17 protein-coding genes are annotated in these 20,638 nt (G+C 57.9%); 7 read left to right on the top strand and 10 right to left on the bottom strand.

The features are described from left to right. Nucleotides 1-48 precede the first annotated feature (48 nt). A complete protein-coding gene (locus tag IPM61_07400) occupies nt 49-2,205 on the bottom strand; it encodes a peptidylprolyl isomerase (protein MBK8911141.1) in 2,157 nt (718 codons plus the stop codon). A gap of 85 nt (nt 2,206-2,290) precedes the next feature. On the opposite strand from IPM61_07400, the gene IPM61_07395 reads away from it, so the two are divergent. Continuing rightward, nucleotides 2,291-2,428, top strand: coding sequence for a hypothetical protein (locus IPM61_07395; protein MBK8911140.1), 138 nt, complete (start codon nt 2,291-2,293; stop codon nt 2,426-2,428). 16 nt (nt 2,429-2,444) lie between these two features. On the opposite strand, the gene IPM61_07390 is transcribed toward IPM61_07395, so the two are convergent. Continuing rightward, nucleotides 2,445-3,809, bottom strand: coding sequence for a lytic transglycosylase domain-containing protein (locus tag IPM61_07390; protein ID MBK8911139.1), 1,365 nt, complete (start codon nt 3,807-3,809; stop codon nt 2,445-2,447). Nucleotides 3,810-4,172: 363 nt separating this feature from the next. Between IPM61_07390 and IPM61_07385 the strand changes: the two genes are divergently transcribed. Both IPM61_07385 and IPM61_07380 read left to right on the top strand, forming a co-directional pair. After that, nucleotides 4,173-4,625, top strand: a complete 453-nt coding sequence (locus IPM61_07385) for a hypothetical protein (GenBank protein ID MBK8911138.1) — start codon at nt 4,173-4,175, stop codon at nt 4,623-4,625. Continuing rightward, nucleotides 4,622-5,773 carry a phospholipase gene (locus IPM61_07380; GenBank protein MBK8911137.1) on the top strand — a complete coding sequence of 384 codons (1,152 nt, stop codon included), beginning with the start codon at nt 4,622-4,624 and terminating at the stop codon, nt 5,771-5,773. Before IPM61_07385 ends, IPM61_07380 begins: the two co-directional genes overlap by 4 nt. A gap of 97 nt (nt 5,774-5,870) precedes the next feature. Here the strand turns inward: IPM61_07380 and IPM61_07375 are convergent, their stop codons facing one another. From IPM61_07375 to IPM61_07340, 8 genes are all read right to left on the bottom strand, one after another. Continuing rightward, nucleotides 5,871-6,368, bottom strand: a complete 498-nt coding sequence (locus IPM61_07375) for a histidine phosphatase family protein (GenBank protein MBK8911136.1) — start codon at nt 6,366-6,368, stop codon at nt 5,871-5,873. A gap of 72 nt (nt 6,369-6,440) precedes the next feature. Then, nucleotides 6,441-7,523, bottom strand: a complete 1,083-nt coding sequence (locus IPM61_07370; GenBank protein MBK8911135.1) for a hypothetical protein — start codon at nt 7,521-7,523, stop codon at nt 6,441-6,443. Continuing rightward, a complete protein-coding gene (locus IPM61_07365; GenBank protein MBK8911134.1) occupies nt 7,520-8,086 on the bottom strand; it encodes a sigma-70 family RNA polymerase sigma factor in 567 nt (188 codons plus the stop codon). Before IPM61_07365 ends, IPM61_07370 begins: the two co-directional genes overlap by 4 nt. A gap of 127 nt (nt 8,087-8,213) precedes the next feature. Next, nucleotides 8,214-9,050 carry a hypothetical protein gene (locus IPM61_07360; protein MBK8911133.1) on the bottom strand — a complete coding sequence of 279 codons (837 nt, stop codon included), beginning with the start codon at nt 9,048-9,050 and terminating at the stop codon, nt 8,214-8,216. 61 nt (nt 9,051-9,111) lie between these two features. Continuing rightward, nucleotides 9,112-9,810: a DM13 domain-containing protein gene (locus IPM61_07355; GenBank protein MBK8911132.1), complete on the bottom strand. Its 699-nt coding sequence runs from the start codon at nt 9,808-9,810 to the stop codon at nt 9,112-9,114. Nucleotides 9,811-9,853: 43 nt separating this feature from the next. Beyond that, nucleotides 9,854-10,057 carry a hypothetical protein gene (locus tag IPM61_07350; GenBank protein MBK8911131.1) on the bottom strand — a complete coding sequence of 68 codons (204 nt, stop codon included), beginning with the start codon at nt 10,055-10,057 and terminating at the stop codon, nt 9,854-9,856. Nucleotides 10,058-10,233: 176 nt separating this feature from the next. Then, nucleotides 10,234-11,637 (bottom strand): HD domain-containing protein, encoded by a 1,404-nt coding sequence (locus tag IPM61_07345; GenBank protein ID MBK8911130.1) that lies wholly within the window; start codon nt 11,635-11,637, stop codon nt 10,234-10,236. A gap of 143 nt (nt 11,638-11,780) precedes the next feature. After that, complete coding sequence (locus IPM61_07340) at nt 11,781-13,721, bottom strand: CocE/NonD family hydrolase (GenBank protein ID MBK8911129.1); 1,941 nt, start codon at nt 13,719-13,721, stop codon at nt 11,781-11,783. Between the two features lie 390 nt (nt 13,722-14,111). Here IPM61_07340 and IPM61_07335 point away from each other — a divergent pair, with 390 nt between their 5' ends. The 4 genes from IPM61_07335 to IPM61_07320 all read left to right on the top strand — a co-directional run bounded on the left by IPM61_07335 (nt 14,112) and on the right by IPM61_07320 (nt 20,563). Next, entirely contained in the window at nt 14,112-17,384 is a 3,273-nt protein-coding gene (locus tag IPM61_07335) for a choice-of-anchor D domain-containing protein (protein ID MBK8911128.1), read from the top strand. Nucleotides 17,385-17,586: 202 nt separating this feature from the next. Further along, entirely contained in the window at nt 17,587-18,360 is a 774-nt protein-coding gene (locus tag IPM61_07330) for a lamin tail domain-containing protein (GenBank protein MBK8911127.1), read from the top strand. Between the two features lie 20 nt (nt 18,361-18,380). Further along, nucleotides 18,381-18,899, top strand: coding sequence for a hypothetical protein (locus tag IPM61_07325; GenBank protein MBK8911126.1), 519 nt, complete (start codon nt 18,381-18,383; stop codon nt 18,897-18,899). A 134-nt stretch (nt 18,900-19,033) separates the two neighbouring features. Further along, the gene (locus IPM61_07320) at nt 19,034-20,563 is read left to right on the top strand and encodes a peptidase S10 (GenBank protein ID MBK8911125.1); all 1,530 of its coding nucleotides are present in this window, start codon (nt 19,034-19,036) and stop codon (nt 20,561-20,563) included. The last annotated feature ends 75 nt before the right edge of the window (nt 20,564-20,638 follow it).

Below are 20,638 nucleotides of genomic sequence, written 5' to 3'. Positions count from 1 at the left end.
TTCAAGGTTGTTCAACGGAAACGTTCATCACGAACAGTGCCGCCCGCGCTACGGTTGCTGCTGCAACACCATCTGCATGGAGGGACGAAGGTCCCTGATTTCCGCCATTGCGCGGGCGCGGTTCAGCACCTCGGTTGCGCGGCTTTGCTGGTATTCCTGCCGATAATGTTCGGCGAACTCCGGCCCGTCGCGGCGGTAATCGGCTTCGCTGGGGGCACTTTTGTACTCGGCCCTAACGAAGTAGTAGCCCCATTTCCCCCGAACCGGACCGGCCACCCCACCCCCTTGCACCGTTGCAACCAACGAATCCAAAATTGCTGGATCCTCATCGGGTGGCGCGTCAACGGTTTTGTCTTGAACAAGGAAGATTTCGGCCATTGGCGCGATCTCACGAATTGGACCAATCAAAGTATTCCATTTCAAGGAGTCTTTCAGCTGCTCCACCCGGGGCCGAAGCATCTCCATTTTTTTATCCAGCTTGGCAAATGCCGTGACGTAGCGTGGGAATTTCTCGAAAGGGGGAAGCCCCGGCTGGCGAGCCTCGACCACTTGCACAACGGCAACCCGATCGAACGGGAGCGCGAAGATACGCACATCCCCCACCGCCGCACCGAAGGCAAACTCACCAACGGCCAAGATATCGCCGTACTTCTGCATCCGCTCAATCGTGGAGGTGTCGGTGACAACGCCGCGATACCGTGAGCGCAACTCCAACTGGATTGAATCAACCCCGCTGCGGGAGCGGAGCGCGTTGGCATAGCGGCGTGCATCGGCAAGGGACCGCTCCATTGCTGCCGCCGAAATGGGCAAGGGGAAGCGGAGTTCACGAATGCGATACCCTTTGTTCGAGCGTTCGGAAACGCGAAGAAGGTGATACCCAAACGACGTTCGCACCGGCCCGGCAACCTTGCCCGGCTTGGCTAAAAAGCAAACGCTGTCGAACTCATGGATCATCTTCCCCCGCCCGAACCATCCCAAATCCCCCCCAATTTTCGCGCTTCCGTCCTGGCCGTAGATTCGGGCGGCTTGGGCGAACACCGAGTCCTCGGTGATCTTCTCCTTCAGCTTCATCATCAGCGAAAGGATTTCGCTGGTTCCGGTGGTGTCGGTTCCGGCGTTGGCGCGAAACAAGATGTGGCGCGCTTTCAGCACGGTGTCCCGCTTCGGCTCAATCCCTTCAATGAAGAGCATCACAATCTCTCCATTCCGCTCGAACGGTCCCAACAGCTGGCCAACAGATGAACCAGCAACGGTATCGGCAAACTCTGGCGGAATCTGCGCAAGGCTGATGGCTTCGTTGGGATAGCGCCCCGGCAGTAACCCCGCAGCAATCGAACGCACCACTGCCGAACGGCGTGCCGGCGTTGCCTTCCGAATTGCCTGCACCACCGAATCCACCGTTTTGCGGCGCGTTGCGGTGTCGGCGGCTAACGGCTCCACCGGAAGAATCAACGTCCCGATGGAACGCGCCGCAGGGAAGGTTAGCTCCGGTTGATGCGCCCCGTACCACGCACGCGCTTCGGCCTCGGTAAGGGAAACAGCACTGTCGGAAATGGTGGAGTGATAGACCCGAACGAACGATCCGTTCAGCAAGGTTTTGCTGGCAAAGTAATGGTTCTTGATCTGCGTTTCCGTCAGCGGTTGTTCCTTGTAAATGGCCTGGACCAGCAGTTCGCGGGTGCGGGTGTTCTGCACGTAGCGGATCACTTTCTCAAGGTCCCGTTTCCAGTTGGCGATCATCTGCTGGCGGTTTTGGCCGGGCTGCGCAAACTCGGTGATCTTCTCGGGGTTCATGGCCACCTTGCGGAACCGCTCTTTTTGGTACACCCCTTGTTCATCCACAAAAGCAGTGCGGATAAAATCGGGGGGGGATTCGATCATCCGTTGGATTGCTTCGCTGCGGGCCACAACAACGCCCCGTTTCTCGGCTTCCTGGCGAACAAGTTCTTCATCAATCAGGCTAAGGAAATACGCGTCGTCGGTCACTTGGTCAATGTTTTCTGGCTGACCTTGTTCGCGCTGGGCCATGGCGTGATCGTTCAGCAGATCAAGGTACCAGTCGGCAGAAATTTCCTTTCCGTTGACGATTGCAATTGCACGATTGGCGTTCGGTTCCCCCTCCGCCCCATTCCCGTCGCGCTGTTGTGCTGCGGCGGGGATGGATAGGGAAATGGCAAACAAGAAGCAGAGCAGATATCGAGCCATCGGGCTGTTGTTTGGTAAAAGATTTCGTGATCGCGTGCCGGCAAACGCCGCCACCATTCTAACACAGGAAACTGAAGGAAAGTTAGTGAAAACAGAGAAGGGAAGGGGAAGGGAAAACAATGGAGCCGAAACGGAGCAAGATGCTCCCCTTCGGCTCCATTTCAACTCCATTGCAATCGGCGGGAGCAATCCCCTGCTTGGCCTTGCTGAATCGTGGCGATAGGGGGTCCAACGTGGATTCACCCTTTCCCCGCTTTCTCCTTGTAGCGGTCCATGATCCTGCGGACGTAGGTGCGAGTTTCGGGGAAAGGGGGGATTCCGCGGTACTTCATCACGTTGCCGGGGCCGGCGTTGTAGGCGGCCAGCGCCAGCATCACATTTCCGTTGAACTGCCGCAGCATCAGCTTCAGATACCGCACGCCCCCTTCCAATGATTGGTGCGGATCGGCGGGGTCGGTAACGCCCATTGCTTCGGCGGTGGTGGGGATCATCTGGGTTAGCCCCATCGCGCTATCCACCGAGATTGCCCCCGCGTTGAAGTTCGATTCCTGTTGCACCAGCGCGGCAATCAGGAATGGGTCAATCTCATATTTCCGGCTCATGCGTTGGATTGCATCGCCGTAGGGAACCTGCCACGTTAGCTCGACCACGGCATCGGGACCCTCGGCCACCAAAAAATCGCGCGAGCGGAAGGCCCGCTCCTGCACGGCGATGCTGGTTTTTTGCAGGTAGTTGGTGCGCTTGCTTCCGCGCTTTCCGCCATGGCCAACCGTTGGGTTCCAGATCATCACCGACACGATGGTGTTGCCAATGCGGTGCACGCCCCGCGCAATCGTTAGCCGCCCCCCCGTGGCCGAGTCGGCAAGCGCCACGGTCCGCACGGTGAACGGAATCCCGTACGTTCCCCGATACCACTCCACCAACGACTCCAGCGTGGAATCGCTGGCATATTGCCGCCCGATTGTGGGATCATCAATCCCTTGCCATGCCACCCGAACGGTCCCGTTTTTCCCTTTCAATCCAAATGGTGCAGCAAGCAACGGAGCGCGGTTGGGGGAGTTTAGGATGCGGTGATATTCCGTGCCGGGCATCATCCCGCGCCACGCAGCGGTGACAACGCCCAGGGCTTGGGTTTCCTTATCAATGGCTGTTGAAAAACGAAGCGGCGCGGGGGATGAAGGTTTGCGTACTGGGTGGGTTTCTTCGGCCAGCGGAGCGGAGCGGGAACCACCAGTTACCGGGGCCGAAGCAGAATTCTTCATTACCTCAAGCCATAAGTTCCCAAACTCCTGCGGGACGTGCTGGGCCGCAACCTTGCCAACGGAAAGCAGCGGCAACAGCAGGCCGCAGCACAACAAGCGATAGATCGGAAAAGTCATCTGGTTCGTGTTCATCATGTTCATCGGTGCCGGGGGGCCTTTATGCTCCGGCGCAGCTTGGCGGGCTTGACGGCAATCAGGCTCCGTGGGTTTCCTGCCGAAGCCGTTCGTTGCATTCCCTTTTCCCGTGCGAACGCCGCAGCGGAATCGGCTACGTAACTGAAAGGACACCCGGCATCTCCACATCCTGACGATTGCCAGCCCGTGGCACTTCCCCACCTCCATTCAATTGCCCCCTTCCAATAGGTCAGGCAAACGGTGCAACCAACAACGCGCTTGCGCCAATTGGTATTGCAAAAAACGGCTCCCAAACTACTAGCCGTTACGAAATTTGGAAAGGGGGTGAATCTGACGGTTTGTGAGCGGAGCTGGGCCGGCACGGGCGTGGTTGCCATGCCGTTATCCATCATCGCCAGCAGGGTTGGTAGGATAGTTGGCAATCGCCCATGAAACTCTATTTTCGGCACGGCTGGTTGCTGCCCGGGGGTGTGCTTGCCGCGCAAACATTCCAACATCCATTTCCGTTGTGGTGTGGCGGCTGAGTGTTGTTATGCCAGCTGCGCCAAACGCACCGAACAATCCATTGCTATGAACACCGACATCTGGGTAGATCGCCTGTACGCCGACCCCTCACTGACCGACAACCTGCAGGACAACGATGCCGAACGCCTGCTCAGTTGGACCGAATCGCAACTCATGGAGTGCGACAGCGACGGAGCCGCACGGCAACGGATAGAAGCCATCCGGCTGCTGAACCATTACGTGGGCCAGGGGCGACCCTTCGACGAGCTATTTCTTGCGCTGAAAGCGAACACTCCCGAACTGCACCCAGCGACCACAGCCGAGCCATTGCAGAGTGCCGACCCCAACCTGCTGGAGCAGTACCCCATTGCCAATGAAGCCCCCAGCGAGGCAGTAGAGATCACCGGGGAGGACGGCTCCACCGGCGATCAACCTGCAGGTAAATCCAACAGCCGCAACGCATCGAATCCAACGGACGGTTCTTCCGCCGCCGACTTCATCACACCCACAGATCAATGACCTCTTCACGACGGAAAATCATCACGATCATCGGCCTTCTGCTGCTGGCAGTAAGCGTGCTCACGTTTATGGAACGCCGCCGCCGCGCTGCCCAGAACCAACTTGGCGGAAACAGCAAGGAGGCAAGCGGAACCAAGACATCGCCCACCAAACCGAACCCACCCGGCGACGCAACCGGGCCGTTGCTCCCCGATGGTGATCTTGCCATTTTCTTCAGCGACACCTACGCCAACGACCCCACCGTTGGCCAGGACGATCCGAACAACATTGATCGCCACCTTGCCGCGCTGTTCGGCACGGCGCGCAAGACCATTGATGGAGCGTTTTTCGAACTTGAGTCCAAGCGGATTGCCGACGCGCTGATTGCTGCGCACCGGCGCGGCGTGAAGGTTCGGCTGGTGACCGATAGCGATTACGAAAACAACGAGGAGATGCGGGCGGTGGTGGCCGCCGGAATCCCGGTGATCTTCGACGGGCGGTCCGCACTGATGCACAATAAGTTTGCGGTCATTGACGGCGCAACGGTGTGGACCGGGTCCTACAACATCACCGACAACTGCGCCTTCCGCAACAACAACAACGGGTTGATGATCCGCTCGGAGGAGCTTGCCGAGAATTACGCAACGGAGTTCAAGGAGATGTTCGTGGCGAACTCCTTTGGCGCACGCTCCCCATCGGAAACGCCGCACACACAGGTGAAGGTGGGAAGTGCCACCATCTACAACTACTTCTCCCCGGAGGATGACATCCCCCCAAAGATTCTCCGCTACCTCAGCATCGCAAAAAAAAGCATCCATTTTATGGCCTTCAACTTCACCGATGGAACCATTGCCGAGGCGATGATCGAGAAGGAGAAAGCAGGGGTCCAGGTGGAAGGGGTGATTGAACGGCGCGGCGCGGAACGCTCGGTGATGGAGCAGTTGCAAGACGCAGGAATCACGGTGCTGAAGGATGGGAACAAGTATGTGATGCATCACAAAGTCATCATCATTGATGGCGAGTGGACCATCACCGGCAGCTACAATTTCACAGGGTCGGCAGCGACGCAGAACGACGAGAACATCTTGATTATCCGCGACCCATCGGTTGCGAAAAAATTTGAGGAAGAATATCAGCGGGTGAAGCAAATGGCGGAAGTCCCAAGCTAAACTGGGGGTCCACGCAACCTGTATCCACCAAAGCACCGATGCCGCTGGGAACGTGGCATCGGTGCTTTGGTGAAGAAGCGGCAAGAATCGCGAAGGATCAGGCCAGATATTTTTTGGGGAACTCGAACGCCGCAAACCGTGTGGTTGCTGCGGCAAGCTGGTTCCACTGCTCGGCGGTGGATTCCAGCCGCACGATTCCGCAAGTCGGGATGTTCTCAATCTGCGGCGCGCCAAGCTGGTTGGCCAGCAACGTCATGCCCGGGTTGTGCCCAAACAGCATCGCCACCGACACGGTTTCGGGCAAGGTTGCGGCCACTTGCAAGATTTCCCCGCTGCTGGCATCGTACAGCCGTTCGGTAATCATCAGGTCGTGCAAGGGGTATCCAATTCCTGCGGCAATCATCCGTGCGGTGGTTAGTGCACGGGCGGCGGGGCTTGCCACCATCAGGTCGGGGCGCAGGCGTTGCTGGGCAAGAACCTTCGCCATAAACTCCGCATCCCGATGCCCGCGCGCATTCAGCGGGCGCTCGAAATCGCTAAGCTCTGGATATTCCCAACTTGATTTAGCATGGCGGCACAGGAACAGCGTTTTCATGGTTCGGGAATCGTGGAAATGGCTGGCTTGGCGATTCGGCAACGGTTGCTTATCGGGGAAGCTCCATGGCTTCTACACGTTGATTCCATCAAGCATTTTTTGGATGTCGGGCGCAATGGCGGAAGCGATGTTCATGCTTTGCTCGGTTGATAGCTGGCCCACAATAAACGCAAGGTATTTCGCGGTTTGGAAGCCGGTGACTTCGTAGTCTTCCAGGTTTTGCAACCGCGCTTGGAACAGCAGAATGCCTTGTATCGAGCGGGTGTTCTGGCCCGGGTCTTCCGGCAATGTGTCGCCTGGGAGTTTTGGGGTAATCGCCAGCGAGATGATCTGATCGTTTTGCCGCAAAATAAGGTGAACAAACTTGCGTGTTCCGGCGTGGCACCGGTGCCCCACCACAACCTCCCAATCCTTGACATGGCTCCGCAGAATTGGGAGCAGCTCTGCGTAGGGACCAAGCCGTTCGATCATCTCCTCGGTGGTGTAGCGGCGGCTGCCATACTTATTCTGAACGGCGCAGAAGATGTGGTCATCCAACCCCATGTTCAAAACTTTCCGGAGCTGAGCCGAATGCTGGGCCGGTGGCGTTACGGCAATTTCTGGCGCGGTGGGGCCAAGCCGCAACAGCCCCCAAATCCCGAATGCCACCACCACGGCTGCCGCTGCGGCGTAGGTCCACCGTTGCCATCGGTTCCCAATCCTGATGATCTTGCTAGGCTGCGGTTGCGCCAGGCCTGCTGCCGGTTGGTCCGCTTCCCCTTCCTGGCGCAATGCTTGATGAATGCCGGAGCGAAGCCCCGAAGGAACCGGTTGTTGCAGCACCGCATCCTTCAGTCGGCGATGCAGCGGATCGGGCAACGGTTCAATTTCTTGATCGCCCATTTTTTGATTGCCCGCGGCTTGATCGCTTGCGGGCAATTCTTCCCGCAGCCGTGCTTGCAGCCTTGTGGAAAATCCCGCCGGTACGCCAACCCCCTTCACCGCCGTTGCAACCCGCGCCCGAAGTTGCCGCGTTTGTTGAACGTACTCCTTCCATTCCGCAGCTTCGGCCATCAGTTGTTCGGCCTGCTGGCGTTGCTGGTCGGTGGCTTCGTTGGCAACGTAGGCATCCAGCAGAAGGATGATCTCCTGCGGCGATAATGGTTGCTGGTTCATGCTTCCCCCCTGCCGGGCGGCATCGCGCTGTTGGCCACACGTATTCCGTACTCCTTTGCCACGTCCGCCAGCCCCGTGCGCAGCAATCCGCGCGCGCGGCTAAGCCGCGACATCACGGTCCCGATTGGGATTTCTAAAATCTCGGCAATCTCGCGGTAGGCAAATTCTTGAACATCGGCAAGCAGGATCACTTCGCGGTATCCCACGGGGATTTTTTCCAACGCTGCAAGGATGTCTTCATCGCGGATATGCTCGGCAGATACGGCTTCGGGGGTGGGAACTTGTGCAAGGATTTCATCATCCACCGCAACAACTTTTGCGGTGGACCGGGCGCGGTGGTAGTGGCGGATTTTGTTGAACAGAATGGCGAACAACCAAGCCCGACAATTGGTCCCTTGCTGGAATTTATGGAACGACTTCCACGCTTGCAGGTAGGTCTCCTGCACCACGTCCTCGGCATCGGAAACGGACCCAACCATGCGCGATGCGGTTCTGAACAGATCGTTCAGATGGGGTATCGCTTCGGCCTCGAAATGCTCAATGCTGTCATTTGGCTTTGCCACGTAACGGACTCTCCCAGTTGATAAGTTGGGCAAAGGTATGGCAATGCCGCCAAAAGAGTGATATGAGTATTCAACACTCCGCACAGGCGTTGTTCCGGTGGTGGTGGTTGGCACCATGGCCAAAGGGCTAGAGTTTCAGGAATATGCTGGCCGAGAATATTGGCGCGGCAAGGGTGTTCCGCGCCCACGTTGCCGATTCGACCCCGATAGCAATCCCTGCCGATTCTGTCAGCTGCAGGTTTGCCTCGGCACCGTAGGAAAGGTATCGCTGGTTGCTTGCAAAGGCGATGCTGGGTTCGGTGCTTGCGGCGTTATCCCCCAACGAACCAACGCCCTGCACCCGCCCAATCAGAAGGAGGTTGTTAAGAACGTTCCAACCAAGCTCTGCGCCAAAGGTCCATTGCTCGGCAAAACCTTCCGTGCGGTGGTTGACCCCAACATCCGCAGCGGCATACAGGGGGGCGGGGTAGAACGAATGCCCGGCTTGCAGCGATAACGACTGGTTGAACTCACCATCGCCCGTCACGGTTCCATCGGTTGCGGTGGCGTTGCCGGTGGGAAGCCCAAGCGTTAGCTGCGCGGCCAGCACCGTGCTTCCTTCCTGAAGGATGCCGAACCGTGCTCCCAGATTGATATCGCCAATGTCTGTGCGTTCGTGTCCGGGCGCAAGCTCCAGCCCGGTTCGGTTGCTGACTTGGCGGTTGATGGTGACGCGCTTCACCACCGGCACCGAAGCCACCCCTGTCAACCAGCTGGTGAAGCCATACTCACCGTAGATGCTGGCGGTGAAATCTCCATACGTGGGGATGTTGACCGGCGTTCCCGTGGAATCGTATCGCTGCGGGGCGCGAAGCAATCGCCCGCCAAGTTTGAAGTAGCCGTGGTCGGTCTGCTGGGTCCATCCGCCGGCAACGGCAAGCGCAGGAATCAGCATCCACAACAGAATCTGCACAACAGCACGCATGATGACACCATCAGTGATTAGTGAACGATAGATACCAGCCATGACCTCACCATGACCCCGGCTACGACTTGCTCAACATCCCGGCACCAAACACCACTTTGAACGGCACGCAATAGACGATCACGTAATCGTAGGTGGACAAGGTTATTCCCGCCGGAACATCGTAGCGTTGCGCGCCGCTGGTTGATTGCAGCTTGCCAAGCGAAATGCCTGTTTTGGGATCGAGCGATTGCGCAAGGAACACCTCCAACTGTGGCCCTCCCTGGCTGCGGAAATCATCGGCAAACATCAGTGTGGGCTTTCCTTCGGCGTTCTCCTCCAAGATCACCGTTCCGCGAGCGGTGTCGGCGGCGATGGGGCCAGGGATCAGCGTGGTTGTCCGCCGCCTTGTTTGGGTTGGGTCCGCCACCACGCGAACCTGGGCACTGTTGCTTGCAATGCCATTAGCGGTGGCCACCACCGTGGCGGTTCCCACCCCGTTGGCCGTTGCCAGCCCATCGCTGCTCACCGAAACGATTGCCGTGTCGGAACTGTGCCACGCCACCAGAGCATTGGCAACCGCCGCGCCGGTGGTGTCGTGGAAGGTGGCGGTGAATTTCAGCGTTTGGCCGGTTTGCATCAGCACGTCGGCAGGAAGAAGCACCCCCCGCTGGGCAACCGCCGGCAAAGGATCGTTCACAATATCCGTTCCCACACAGCTCTGCATCAGCAGGGCCGCATGGAACAGCATCGAGAGCGCAAAAACTTGTGCAACGTTCATGGTGAGAATCAGAGAAATGGATGGAGTAATAGATGGAGTAAGGCTATCGGGTGGCCGTTCCGGTGGGCATCGTGGAAGATTTATTTTCCAGCGAATAGACCACATGGTCGGAAGCCGCAGCGGGAATCGTTGATAACAACGGCTTCAAGCCAAACGGAGCGGGACCGTTATCGGGAACCGGCTCGATACTGAAGCAGCCACCAACCAGAAGCGCGGCAGGTGATGGAAGTACAATCAGTCGTCTCATGGAATATCCTCCAGTGAATGATGAGTTGGAAGGCCTCGCCCTGTGTATCGCTCCATCGGCTAGCCATTGGCGGCCAGCCGATAAAGAAGAGGCCCAACAATTCCATTCCAACTGCCGAAGGAATTATTCCTGAACTGCTTGTTTTTTTTTAGAGGTAGGAAGATTTTTTCGCGGCATTATGCCAGCGCGTTGATAACAAACGCAAGCGCAAACGCCACCACCGAAATGATAATTCCATAGAGGAAGATGGTGTAGCCCTGGCGCAGCAGCTTGTACTTCGCCCCCAACACGCGACCCAGGTAGTAGATGTCTTTAATCATCGTGCCGTACAAGTAGTCGCGGTCGTTCATCATCTCCCGCACGCCGTAATCGAAATCGCCGAGCTGGACGTTGTAGAAGTTGCCGAAGAAGAGCAGGTTCACCCGCCGCTGGTGAACATCATCGGTGGTGAACGTCCCCGAACTCACCTGCGGGCGTGTGGAAAGCACCGCAAACACAATCGTCGTCACGGATGATGCCAGCAACATCAGCGTGGGGATAATCAGGTACACGTTGTTCTCCAGCTTCGCCGCCAGCACCGAAAGCACGATTGAGATAATCAGCGTGTTGATGCTGATAAGGACGCTGGCCTTGTCGTCGGCCATTTTGCTCAGGTTCATGTGATTCTGCGAAGTGATCCTGAACATCGTCTCGATCCCACGCTCTGGGCGTTTTGACTTCTCTTCTTTCAGCCGCAACTTCTCCTGCTCAATCCGCAATTTCTCTTCATCGCTCAGTTTGGCCGGCGGCGCAACGGCGGTTTTTTGGGCGTGATCTTTGGCGTGATGTTTATGCGGTTTTTCGGCGGCGATTACCCCAGGCTCCGCTCCGGATTGGTTCCCGGATTGAACGCTCGGCTGGGCAACTGGGGGATGCGGATACGCCGCATCAAGCGCGGCAACAAGGCTTTCCGGAAGCGTGGTCCCGGGCTCCGTTTCCAACGCTTTGTGGATTCGCTTCTGCACTTTTTCCACGTTCGCCTTCTTCCGTTCCTCGAACTGGGTGCGGGCGTAGTGGGTATAGAAATGATGGCCGGCAAGAAACTCCAGATTGTTCTTCAGCCACTCAAATTCCGTGTACGTTTTTTGCAGATGCACCCCCCACTCGGCCCGAAGCCGGTCGGCGGAGTCCATGTAGCCTTTTCGGCCAACGTGGCTAAGGTCCGCATCGCACAGCACCGACTCCATCAGCGTTTGCGGGTGCGATGGATACTTGGTGGCCAAGATGCACCGCTCAACAAGGGCGATGTTTTGCTCCGGGTAGCCGCGCTGGGCCAAGAACTCACGCGCCATGTTCGCCCCGGCCGCTTCGTGGTCGTTGTACACCTGGGTGTAGCCGGCATCGTGGAACCACGCGGCAACGGCAAGAATCTCCCGGTCCTCCTCGTTCAATCCCTCACCAATGGCAATCTCCGAAGCCGCCGCCACCACGTCCAACGTGTGCTGCGGGTTATGGTAGGTAAGGGTGATGGGAAGGCGCTCGGCAAACAGCTGCTGGATATGCTCTGCGGCCTGCGCAACAATCGGCGAAGTAGTAGCCATGGGAGGTTTCTCAAGAAGCTCGTGCAACACACACTACGTGAAGTAGCTGACAAGAGATTGCGCTGAAGATAACCAGACAAACGGAGTTACCGGCCACCGGCCCCGCCGCAATGCTCCGCTTGCCGCTTCCGTTGTTTACTCCATCACTCCACCGCCAGTTGGCGCACGGTGTATTGGCCGCCAACCACCAGCACGCAGTACCAACTTCCCGAAGGCAATCCCTCGGTGTTCAGCTCCTGCCGATGCTCCCCTGCCTCCATCTCCTTATCAAGAACCGTTGCCTGCGTTTTGCCCGCGGCATCAACAAGCATCAGCTTCACGCGGTCGCGATGTTTCAGGGCGAAGCTGACGGAAGCCTTGCTGGCGGCCGGGTTGGGAAACACCACCATTTCGTTCCCCTGCTCCGCCGCCGCCGGTTCGGCTCCAACGCCCGAGGCCAGCAGCCGCCCGGGAATTTTTAGGGAGGATGGAGTTGTGGGGTGATGGCCCACGCTGATTTCTGCAACCAGCGTATCCCCCGGCTGATACAGCGGGCCGCCCGTGTTTGGGTTAAGATCGTAGCGGGGGAAGTTGCTTCCGGTGATGACAACCCGCAGCTGGTGCCCTTTCAGGAATGTTGTGGCAAGGTTCTGCAGCTGGACCGTTACCGGATAGGCCTGTCCCGGCTTGATGGCCGATGTATCCGCCGGGCGGTATCCATCGCGGAACCGCATCCGGCGGATGGTTTGCACAAGCAGCACCGAACGCCCGTCGGGATACACATCCGTCAACCGGATTGCCAGATCGGTATCGGTGCGGTCCGCCACCACATAGGCTTGCAAGGTGATTGCCCCGGTAACTTCCAGGTTCCGCTCCAGCGTTGGGGTGCTGAAGGTGAGCGCGTCCCCCCGCAGCTCCACCGGGCGTTGATCCTGCGGTCCTTTCAGCCCCTGCACGCCAGGCAACAGCAGCCGCGCCCCGCCCCATGTTGGCGATGGGTCGCGTGGGTTGTAGTCGAAGCTGGACGACGCTGTATTGGCCCCGCCACCGCTTGGAGGATCGGGGCGAAGCGTCCGGTCCGGGTGGAAGAAGAGTTCGATGGTATCAGCATTTTGAGCCAACGCCTGCCAGCTTTCAATGGCGTGCCATTTGTTCTCCCCCATCTGGTAGTAGCTCACGGGCGGGGAAGCGGTTTGGCCGTTTTCAATGCCGCGCAAGTAGTGGTCGAAGAACCGCAGCGCGGCGGCATTGGCAACGCCGGTAGCATCGGGGAAGGTGAGGATGCCTTGCTCGGATTTATCAACGCCATCGTGGGCCCATGGCCCCATGATAAGCCGGTGGGCATTGCGGACCGCCGGCGCGCCACGCTGGCGCAAATCGGCAAACGCCCGCAAGATGTCGTCGGGGAAATGGTCGAACCACCCGCTGACAAGCAGCATCGGCACCGTGAAGGAATCGGGTTCATCGCTGCCGCGCTCGACTGTGGTCCAAGTAAGGTCGTTGGTGGGGTGCGCCAGAATCAGCGACGTTGGCGTGAAGCCCAGTTTCTCCAACGTCTCCGAATGCTCCTTTCGGTACACCCCACCCTCGTAGAAATCCCCGTACTTCGTCTTGAAATCTTTCACCAACGGAACCGCACAAAGAAGGTGTGGCGGGTGATGTTTTGCGGTCATAAACTGAATGGCTCCCAATGCCGATGGCCCCCAGGTCCCGACCTTGCCGTTGCACCAGGGTTGGGCGGCAATCCATTCCACCGCGTCGTAGCCGTCAAGCCCGCGATCGTAGCCGGTGACGGCAGCGTCCTTGCTTCCGTAGAAGCCGCGCCAATCCAGCGTGACGTAGTTGTAATTGGCACTGTCGTAAGGGAACGATGCCCCACCAGCCTGGGAAGGAATCCCCACAGAAAGCCGGTAAAAAAATTTGTTGTAGGGGGTTTGAATCAGGATCACCGGCTTTGGCGTGGTGGCGTTGCTGGCGTACAAATCGGCGGCCAGCATCTTGCCGTCGCGTGTGGGGATTTGGATGGGGGTGTAGGGGCGTTCAGTTTGGGCAATAAGGGTTGTCGCCGAAATCAGCAACAACAGGGCTGGAAGCAAAGCGTTCATCATCTCACCTTCCTAATTGGTTTGTTTGATAGTGCGGTAAAAGTAGGAAGAAGATGGAGGCAAAAAGGGATGCGTCGGTTCCCGTGCATTTTCAGCCTTCAGCATGAAGGCAGCAAGTTTTTTTTGATTCATTGATAAATGATGCTTGCCCACCACAACCACGATGCGGCAAATTGATATATTGCACTTCGACTACTCCTATTTTTACTTTTTCTGGATGGTCGGCGGTTGCATTGTTTTTTCCTTCCCTTGCCTTCCGGTTTGCCGAACTCCGAAGGCTTCGCGCTCTCACAATTCCGAATTGAACACATCATGGCATCCATGCTACTGAAAGGCAGTGGGTGGGTGCTGTACTTTTCACATTAATAGATCTGTAGGAGAAAGCCCCCCATGAGCAGACATTACCGCTGTTTGTTTGGCGTATTGGCCGTGCTGTTGCTGCTGCCGTGCGCCACGTTGTTCGCAACAATGAAAGATTACTCATTCGCATCGGGCACAGGGACCGATACCGACATGGGCAAAGGGACAACGATTCTAAAAGCCGGAAGCAGCAACACGTCGTCGGCAGTAACCGACATTGGCTTCAAGTTTGAACTTGATGGAGTTGTGTATTCCCAATTCTCCGCAAACGCTAACGGCGTGCTGGGGTTGGGGAAATCTGCCGTGACTTCGGCAAGCGATGAGATTTTTGAAAAAGCCAGCACCTACCCACTGCTTGCTCCGTTCTGGGATGCTGGGACGTTGGTGAACACAGGGGTGACGTATCTGCTAACAGGTTCCCCTGGCAAGTATGTGCTGACGGTTCAGTGGGAGATTCGACCAAACGGGGTTCTTACCAAAGCGGATATGATCCGTTATCAGATCCGCTTGTACGAAACCACCAACCGCATCGAGTTCTACTATGCTTCCATGACGATGAAGCAGGTTCCAACAACCGCTGCGCGTATCGGCATTGCCGGGGCAAGCAACAACTTCTTCAGCCTTTATTTTGATAAGGGCGGCAACCCGGCGTTGGATTACTCCGCATCGCAGAAGGTGAATATTGCCAACACTTCCATCAGCAACGGCACATTATACACGTTTGACCCCACCTACTGCGGAACCGTCGTGACGGGCGATGTTGCCCAGGGGGGGACCAGCGGGATGAAAAATGGTGACATCCTGATGTCGGCAATTAGCCTTCAGCGTGGGGTGTCCAAAGCGTATCTCCCGTTTGAGATTCGCACGGCAACCAAGTGCTCGCAAACCACATTCACCTTTGCCGTCACCGGTGCCAATGCTTCCGATTATGTGGTGTCGCCCTCGTCCATCTCTCTATCACCCGGTAGCGGTGTTTCGCCAACAATCACCTTTACCCCCGGGTGTGTTGGAACACGCACCGCCACCATCACAGTAACCGGAACGAACGGATTTAAGGCCGCCTACACCTTGAATGGAACAGGGAACTCCCGAATTACCTGGACCGGTAATGTTGCCAGCGGTGGCGTGTCGCCGTTAGGTGATGGCGCGAAGCTGCTTGTGGGGCAGGGAACCCCGTACGGAACCACGCGAACCTTCACCCCGTTCACTATCCAGAACACAGGAACAGTGGTTGGCGCGAAGTCTGCGGTTGTCACCTACACGCTGACCGATCCAACCAAGCAATACTCGCTGAACGTTGCGGCGGTTTCCTTGGGGAACAACGGGATCAACACGCCAATCATCACCTTTAAGCCCAATGGGTTTGGCGTGCAGACCGCACAGCTGACGGTGAACGCCGATTGCGAAGTCCGGACGTTCACCCTTAACGCCACCTCAACCGGCGCAGGAGGTGAATTCCGGATCAACGGCGAAGTGATCAACGAGAAGTCGGACCTGTTCGTGAAGACGTTCGCCTGTTCCGGCGAATCGGTGAACTCCTTCCAGGTAACGGTGCGGAGCTTGGGGAACGACCCCTTGGTGGTGAACGGCATGCAATTCTTCCAGACAGATTCGTTGTATGGGCAAGGGATGCCGGCTAACCCACTGCTCCGCACATCACAAGGCGCGCCAATCGCAATGGCCGATTATTTCGTCACCGATGCTGCTGGCGTGGCACCGGCATCAAGCAATGTCCCCATGCAGTTCCCGATGGTTCTGAACCCTGGGGAGTCGCAGACCTTCTACCTCAACTTTGTCCCGCAACGCCCCGGGAAGCGCCTTGCACGTGCATTTATCGCCACCAATGCGGTGAACTTCGTTGGGAAATCAACGGCCAACGTTACCACCAATGGCTTGCTAACAGTTGATATGTTCGGCAAGGGAATTGGAGCGTGGCTGGCAGCCGATGAAGAAGGGAAGCCGCTTACCACGGTGGCGTTCGGCAACACGATGATTGGGAAATGGCGCGACACCACGTTGACCATTGCCAACGCCGGCGTGTGCGACCTTCGCATCAGCCGCAACGCCTTCCGCATTGCCAGCGGCGACACACGCGACTTCCAAATTATCGAAGGCCTTACCGGCGCAACCATTGATCCCAATGAAGACAAGTATGTGCTGGCTCCGGGCGAATCGGCAACGCTGTCGGTTCGATTTACCCCTTCCCGCTCTGGGGCACGCAGGGCAACCATACTGCTGCAATCCAACGACTCCACGCTTCGGATTCCCGGGCTTATTGAAGGCGGGGCCTTCTACTGGGACCTGAAAGGAACCGGAGCAACGGGAATCGAAGCTCGCGACATTACGATTGCCCCGGCAGTCATTGATGGGCCAGCAGCCGAGATGCCAACCGGCACAGTGATGTTTGAAAACACCAGCACCGAGTTCCTGACGATTACGGGCATAACCATCGCGGGAGCCGATGCAGCCGAATTTGCCATGGATCCAAACGCCCCGTGGCCTGCGGTTCCGTTCCAGATGATGCCTGGTGAGGCACTGAACCTTTCGGTGGTTCATACACCGATTGCGGGAAGCACCCCCGGCCCCCGCTCGGCGCAGATAGAAGCAACCACTGCCAGCGGTGATAACATCATTGTGGCCATTATCGGCCAGGCCGTCACGCGCCAGCTTTCTGCCGGCCCGGCCACGTTGTTCGATAACATCTCCGTTGCTGTTGGCAAAGCAGTGCGGCGCAGCGTGATGATTACCAACATGGGAACCAGCCCCGTGAAGTTGGGAACCACCACCATCACCGGCCCAACCGCCACCGATTACACTCTGGGGCGATTGCCGCGAACCATACTTGCACCTGGGCAATCGGAGTATTTGGAGGTGACCTACCGCCCGTTGAACAAAGGCACCAGCAATGCCGTGCTGACCATCAACAATAATGGCACCGGCGGGGCAGTAACCGTGCAGCTTGGCGGAACCGCAACCCAGATTGCCCCATTTGTGGAACCCGCCACCGGAACCAGCGGAGCCGACGAACCGATGACGCTGGGGGGAGCAATGCTTTGGCAAAGCACACCCAACCCCGCACGCGATGTTGTGGAACTCCACTATCGGACCGCCGCCGCTGGCGATGTGGTAATCACACTGTACGATGCCAATGGCCGCCAGGCAATGACCATTGCCCAAGGCATGCGCGACGCCGGCCAGCACGTGGCCCAATTCTCCGTTAGCAACCTTGCAAACGGGGTGTACCGCTACTCACTTACAACCAATGGCCAGACGCTGACCGGCGCATTGAGCGTGGTGAAGTAAGCGGAAACGCCAAACAACCCCGGGGCACAGAGTTCGCAAGGAAGAAGGGCATTCCTTTTCCCACTGCGGCACTCTGTGCCCCTGCTATTTCCCCCCGTTGGGTCATTGTAATTTCTTGCCGATACCCGCTGGCGTTCTGGTCCTTGGTTCGTAACATTGCACGGCAAGCCCTGGATCCATCAATCGCAGCAAGCATTCTTCCATGCGAACCTTCTTCTGCTCCGCCTTGTTGGCATTGCTGGCATACACCGGCAATGCTCAGGTGATCGTAAACGAATTCATGTTCAACCCCACCGACCCCGCGAACGAATGGGTGGAACTGTACAACCCAACGGCCACCGCAATCAGCGTGAACGGTTGGACGATCGAGGATTCCGGGGGAACCCCAGCAACGTTATCGGGAAGCATTGCGGCGGGGGGATACCTTGTTGTTGCCCGCAATCGTTCCACATTCCTTGCCGAATACCAGAACGTTGATGCGGCCTGCGTTATCGAAGCAACATTCCGGCAGCTCAATGATGGCGGCGGGGACCGGATCACCCTTCGCGGCGGGACAACCGATGAAGAGGTTAGCTACCGAAGCAAATGGGGGGAAGAAAAAGGGAGGTCCTTGGAGAGGAGAGGGGTAGATTTTCCCGCAAGCGATTCCGCAAGCTGGTATCCATCAACGGCAGCCGAACGCGCCACGCCATGCCGCGCCAACAGCACTCCATCCGGTGCTTCGTTCGATCCCCCAACACTCCCCTTCCTGCTTCGCTACGACCGCAGCAACCACAGTATCACGGTGGCGTGGGAAGCGGGAACATCCCCCCTTGCGATTGCCACGTTTACGCTAACTGGGGAAAGGAAATCGGTGGTGCGACCAAGCATCGGAAGCAGCCTGGCCCAGATTCCTGTGGCCGAACCAGGGCTGCGGATTGTGGTGGCAACGTGGCAGCGCGGCCAGCAGCAAACCCAGCTGGTTCCTTGCTTTTAGAACAACATCCAACAACAACCATGACTGAATCTTCCAACCCAACTCCTATCACCCCTGCCGCATCGGAATCATATCTTACCGAGGGTCCGTGGCAGCGGAATCGCCCATCGGTGCTGGTGGTTGCCTGCAGCGACGGACGATTGCAGCAGAACTTAGATGACTTCCTCCATAACTCACTTGGCATCATGGACTACGACCGCCTGTATGCCCCTGGCGGCGGCGGTGCGTTGGCCGCCAACGGTCCCGACTTGCTCCGCAGCGATGCGCTTCGCCACGAGTGCCAACTGTTGCTGGAGGCGCACGACATCAGCGACATCTACTTCATGTTCCATGGCCCATCGGAAGATGGACCCGAGGAATCCCTTTGCGCCGGGTATCGCCTGAAATTTCCTTCGGCAACGGCGCAGGAGGTTCGGGAGCAACAGCAACGGGATGCCGATGAGCTTGGCGCCCTTGATTGGGGGGCGGATGTGCGGCTTCATGCCTACCGCTGCGAAGTCCGCCCCGACGACCGCGTGCAGTTTGTGCGGCTCCTGTAAGAAGCCATTCTGATAGGAACAACGTTCCACCGCCGCTTGCCGGGCCGCTTGCCAGCAGCTGCGCCATTTGCGCCCATAGTTTTTCCAACCGAACATCACACAGAAACATCACTTATCCGAACGGGGAACCGACCATGCCGGAAACAGAACAATCAACCACACCACAACCGCCAACGCCCGCTGCCCAATCCGCCGCTGTATCGGAACCAACCGACCGACTTGTCACCACCCACCACACCATCCAGATTAACGGCCAGCCGGTCCGCTACTCCGTCACCGCCGGCACGATGGTGCTGAAAGATGAGGTGGAGGAGGAGAAAAAGGAGGGGCAAACGCCCAGCAACCAAAAAGCCAAAGCGGAGGTGTTTTTCATTGCCTACACCCGCAGCGACATTGCCGACACAACGGCCCGCCCGGTGACGTTTTCCTTCAACGGAGGCCCCGGGTCCTCCTCGGTTTGGCTCCATCTGGGGGTGCTTGGTCCGCGGCGCGTGGTGCTGGATCCCGATGGCCGCCCCCTGCCCCCGCCATACCGCCTAACCGACAACGAGTACTCCTTGCTTGATTGCAGCGACCTTGTGTTCATTGACCCCGTCAGCACCGGCTACAGCCGCCCAATGCCTGGGGAAAAATCGCGGGAGTTCCATGGGTTCAAACGTGACATCGAGTCGGTGGGGGATTTTATTCGGTTGTACGTTACCCGCTACCAGCGGTGGGGTTCGCCAAAATTTCTGGCGGGGGAAAGCTACGGGACGCTGCGGGCTTCCGGGCTTGCCGGGTATCTTCAGGAGCGGTACGGGATGTATCTGAACGGGCTGATGCTGATCTCCTCCATCCTTGATTTCCAGACGGTTGCGTTTGGGGCAACGAACGATCTTCCCTACCTGTTGTACCTGCCGACCTACGCCGCCACGGCATGGTATCACGGCAAGCTGGGCGATGAACTCCAAAACCGCACGGTGGATGATCTGCTGCGCGAGGTTGAGGAGTTCGCCATTGGGAAGTATGCCCTGGCGTTGCTGCGCGGGTCCACGATCCCCCCCGATGAAGAAGCAGAGATTGCTGCACGGCTGGCGGCCTACACCGGGCTTAGCCAAGAATATATCCGCCGAAGCAACCTGCGGATTGACATCTTCCGGTTTGCAAAGGAGCTGATGCGCGCCGAAGGCCGAACGGTGGGAAGGCTGGACAGCCGGTTCACCGGGATTGACCGCGACGGCGTTGGGGAACGCCCCGAGTACGACCCCAGCATGGCCGACACCACCGGCCCGTTCACCGCAACCATGAACGATTACCTTCGGCGCGAGCTGGAGTTCCACAGCGACCTTCCTTACGAGATACTGAACCCGAGGGTCTGGCCCTGGGACTACTCCGATTTTGAAAATCGCTACGTGAACACTGCCGAGACTTTGCGCCGCTCGATGACCATCAACCCGCATCTGAAAGTGTTTGTGGCCAGCGGATATTACGACCTGGGAACCCCCCATTTCGCCGCCGATTACACCTTCCACCATCTGGGCCTGAACCCCGCGCTGCGGAACAACATCACCATGAAGTACTACGAAAGTGGCCACATGATGTATATCCACCAACCTTCGCTTGTGGCAATGAAGCAGGACCTGTTGGAGTTTGTGCAATCGGGGACCGGCGGCGGGGGCAACTAAGCCCCCGGCCGCTTCCGGGGCGTTGCCCGCCACGCACGCAGAATCTATCTGGGCCAATCGCCATTTCTTCCCGAA

The organism is Chlorobiota bacterium (assembly GCA_016710285.1).
GTDB lineage: Bacteria > Bacteroidota > Ignavibacteria > OLB7 > OLB7 > OLB7.
Note: the sequence above shows the minus strand (reverse complement) of the source record. Positions and strands in the feature narration are given on the sequence as shown.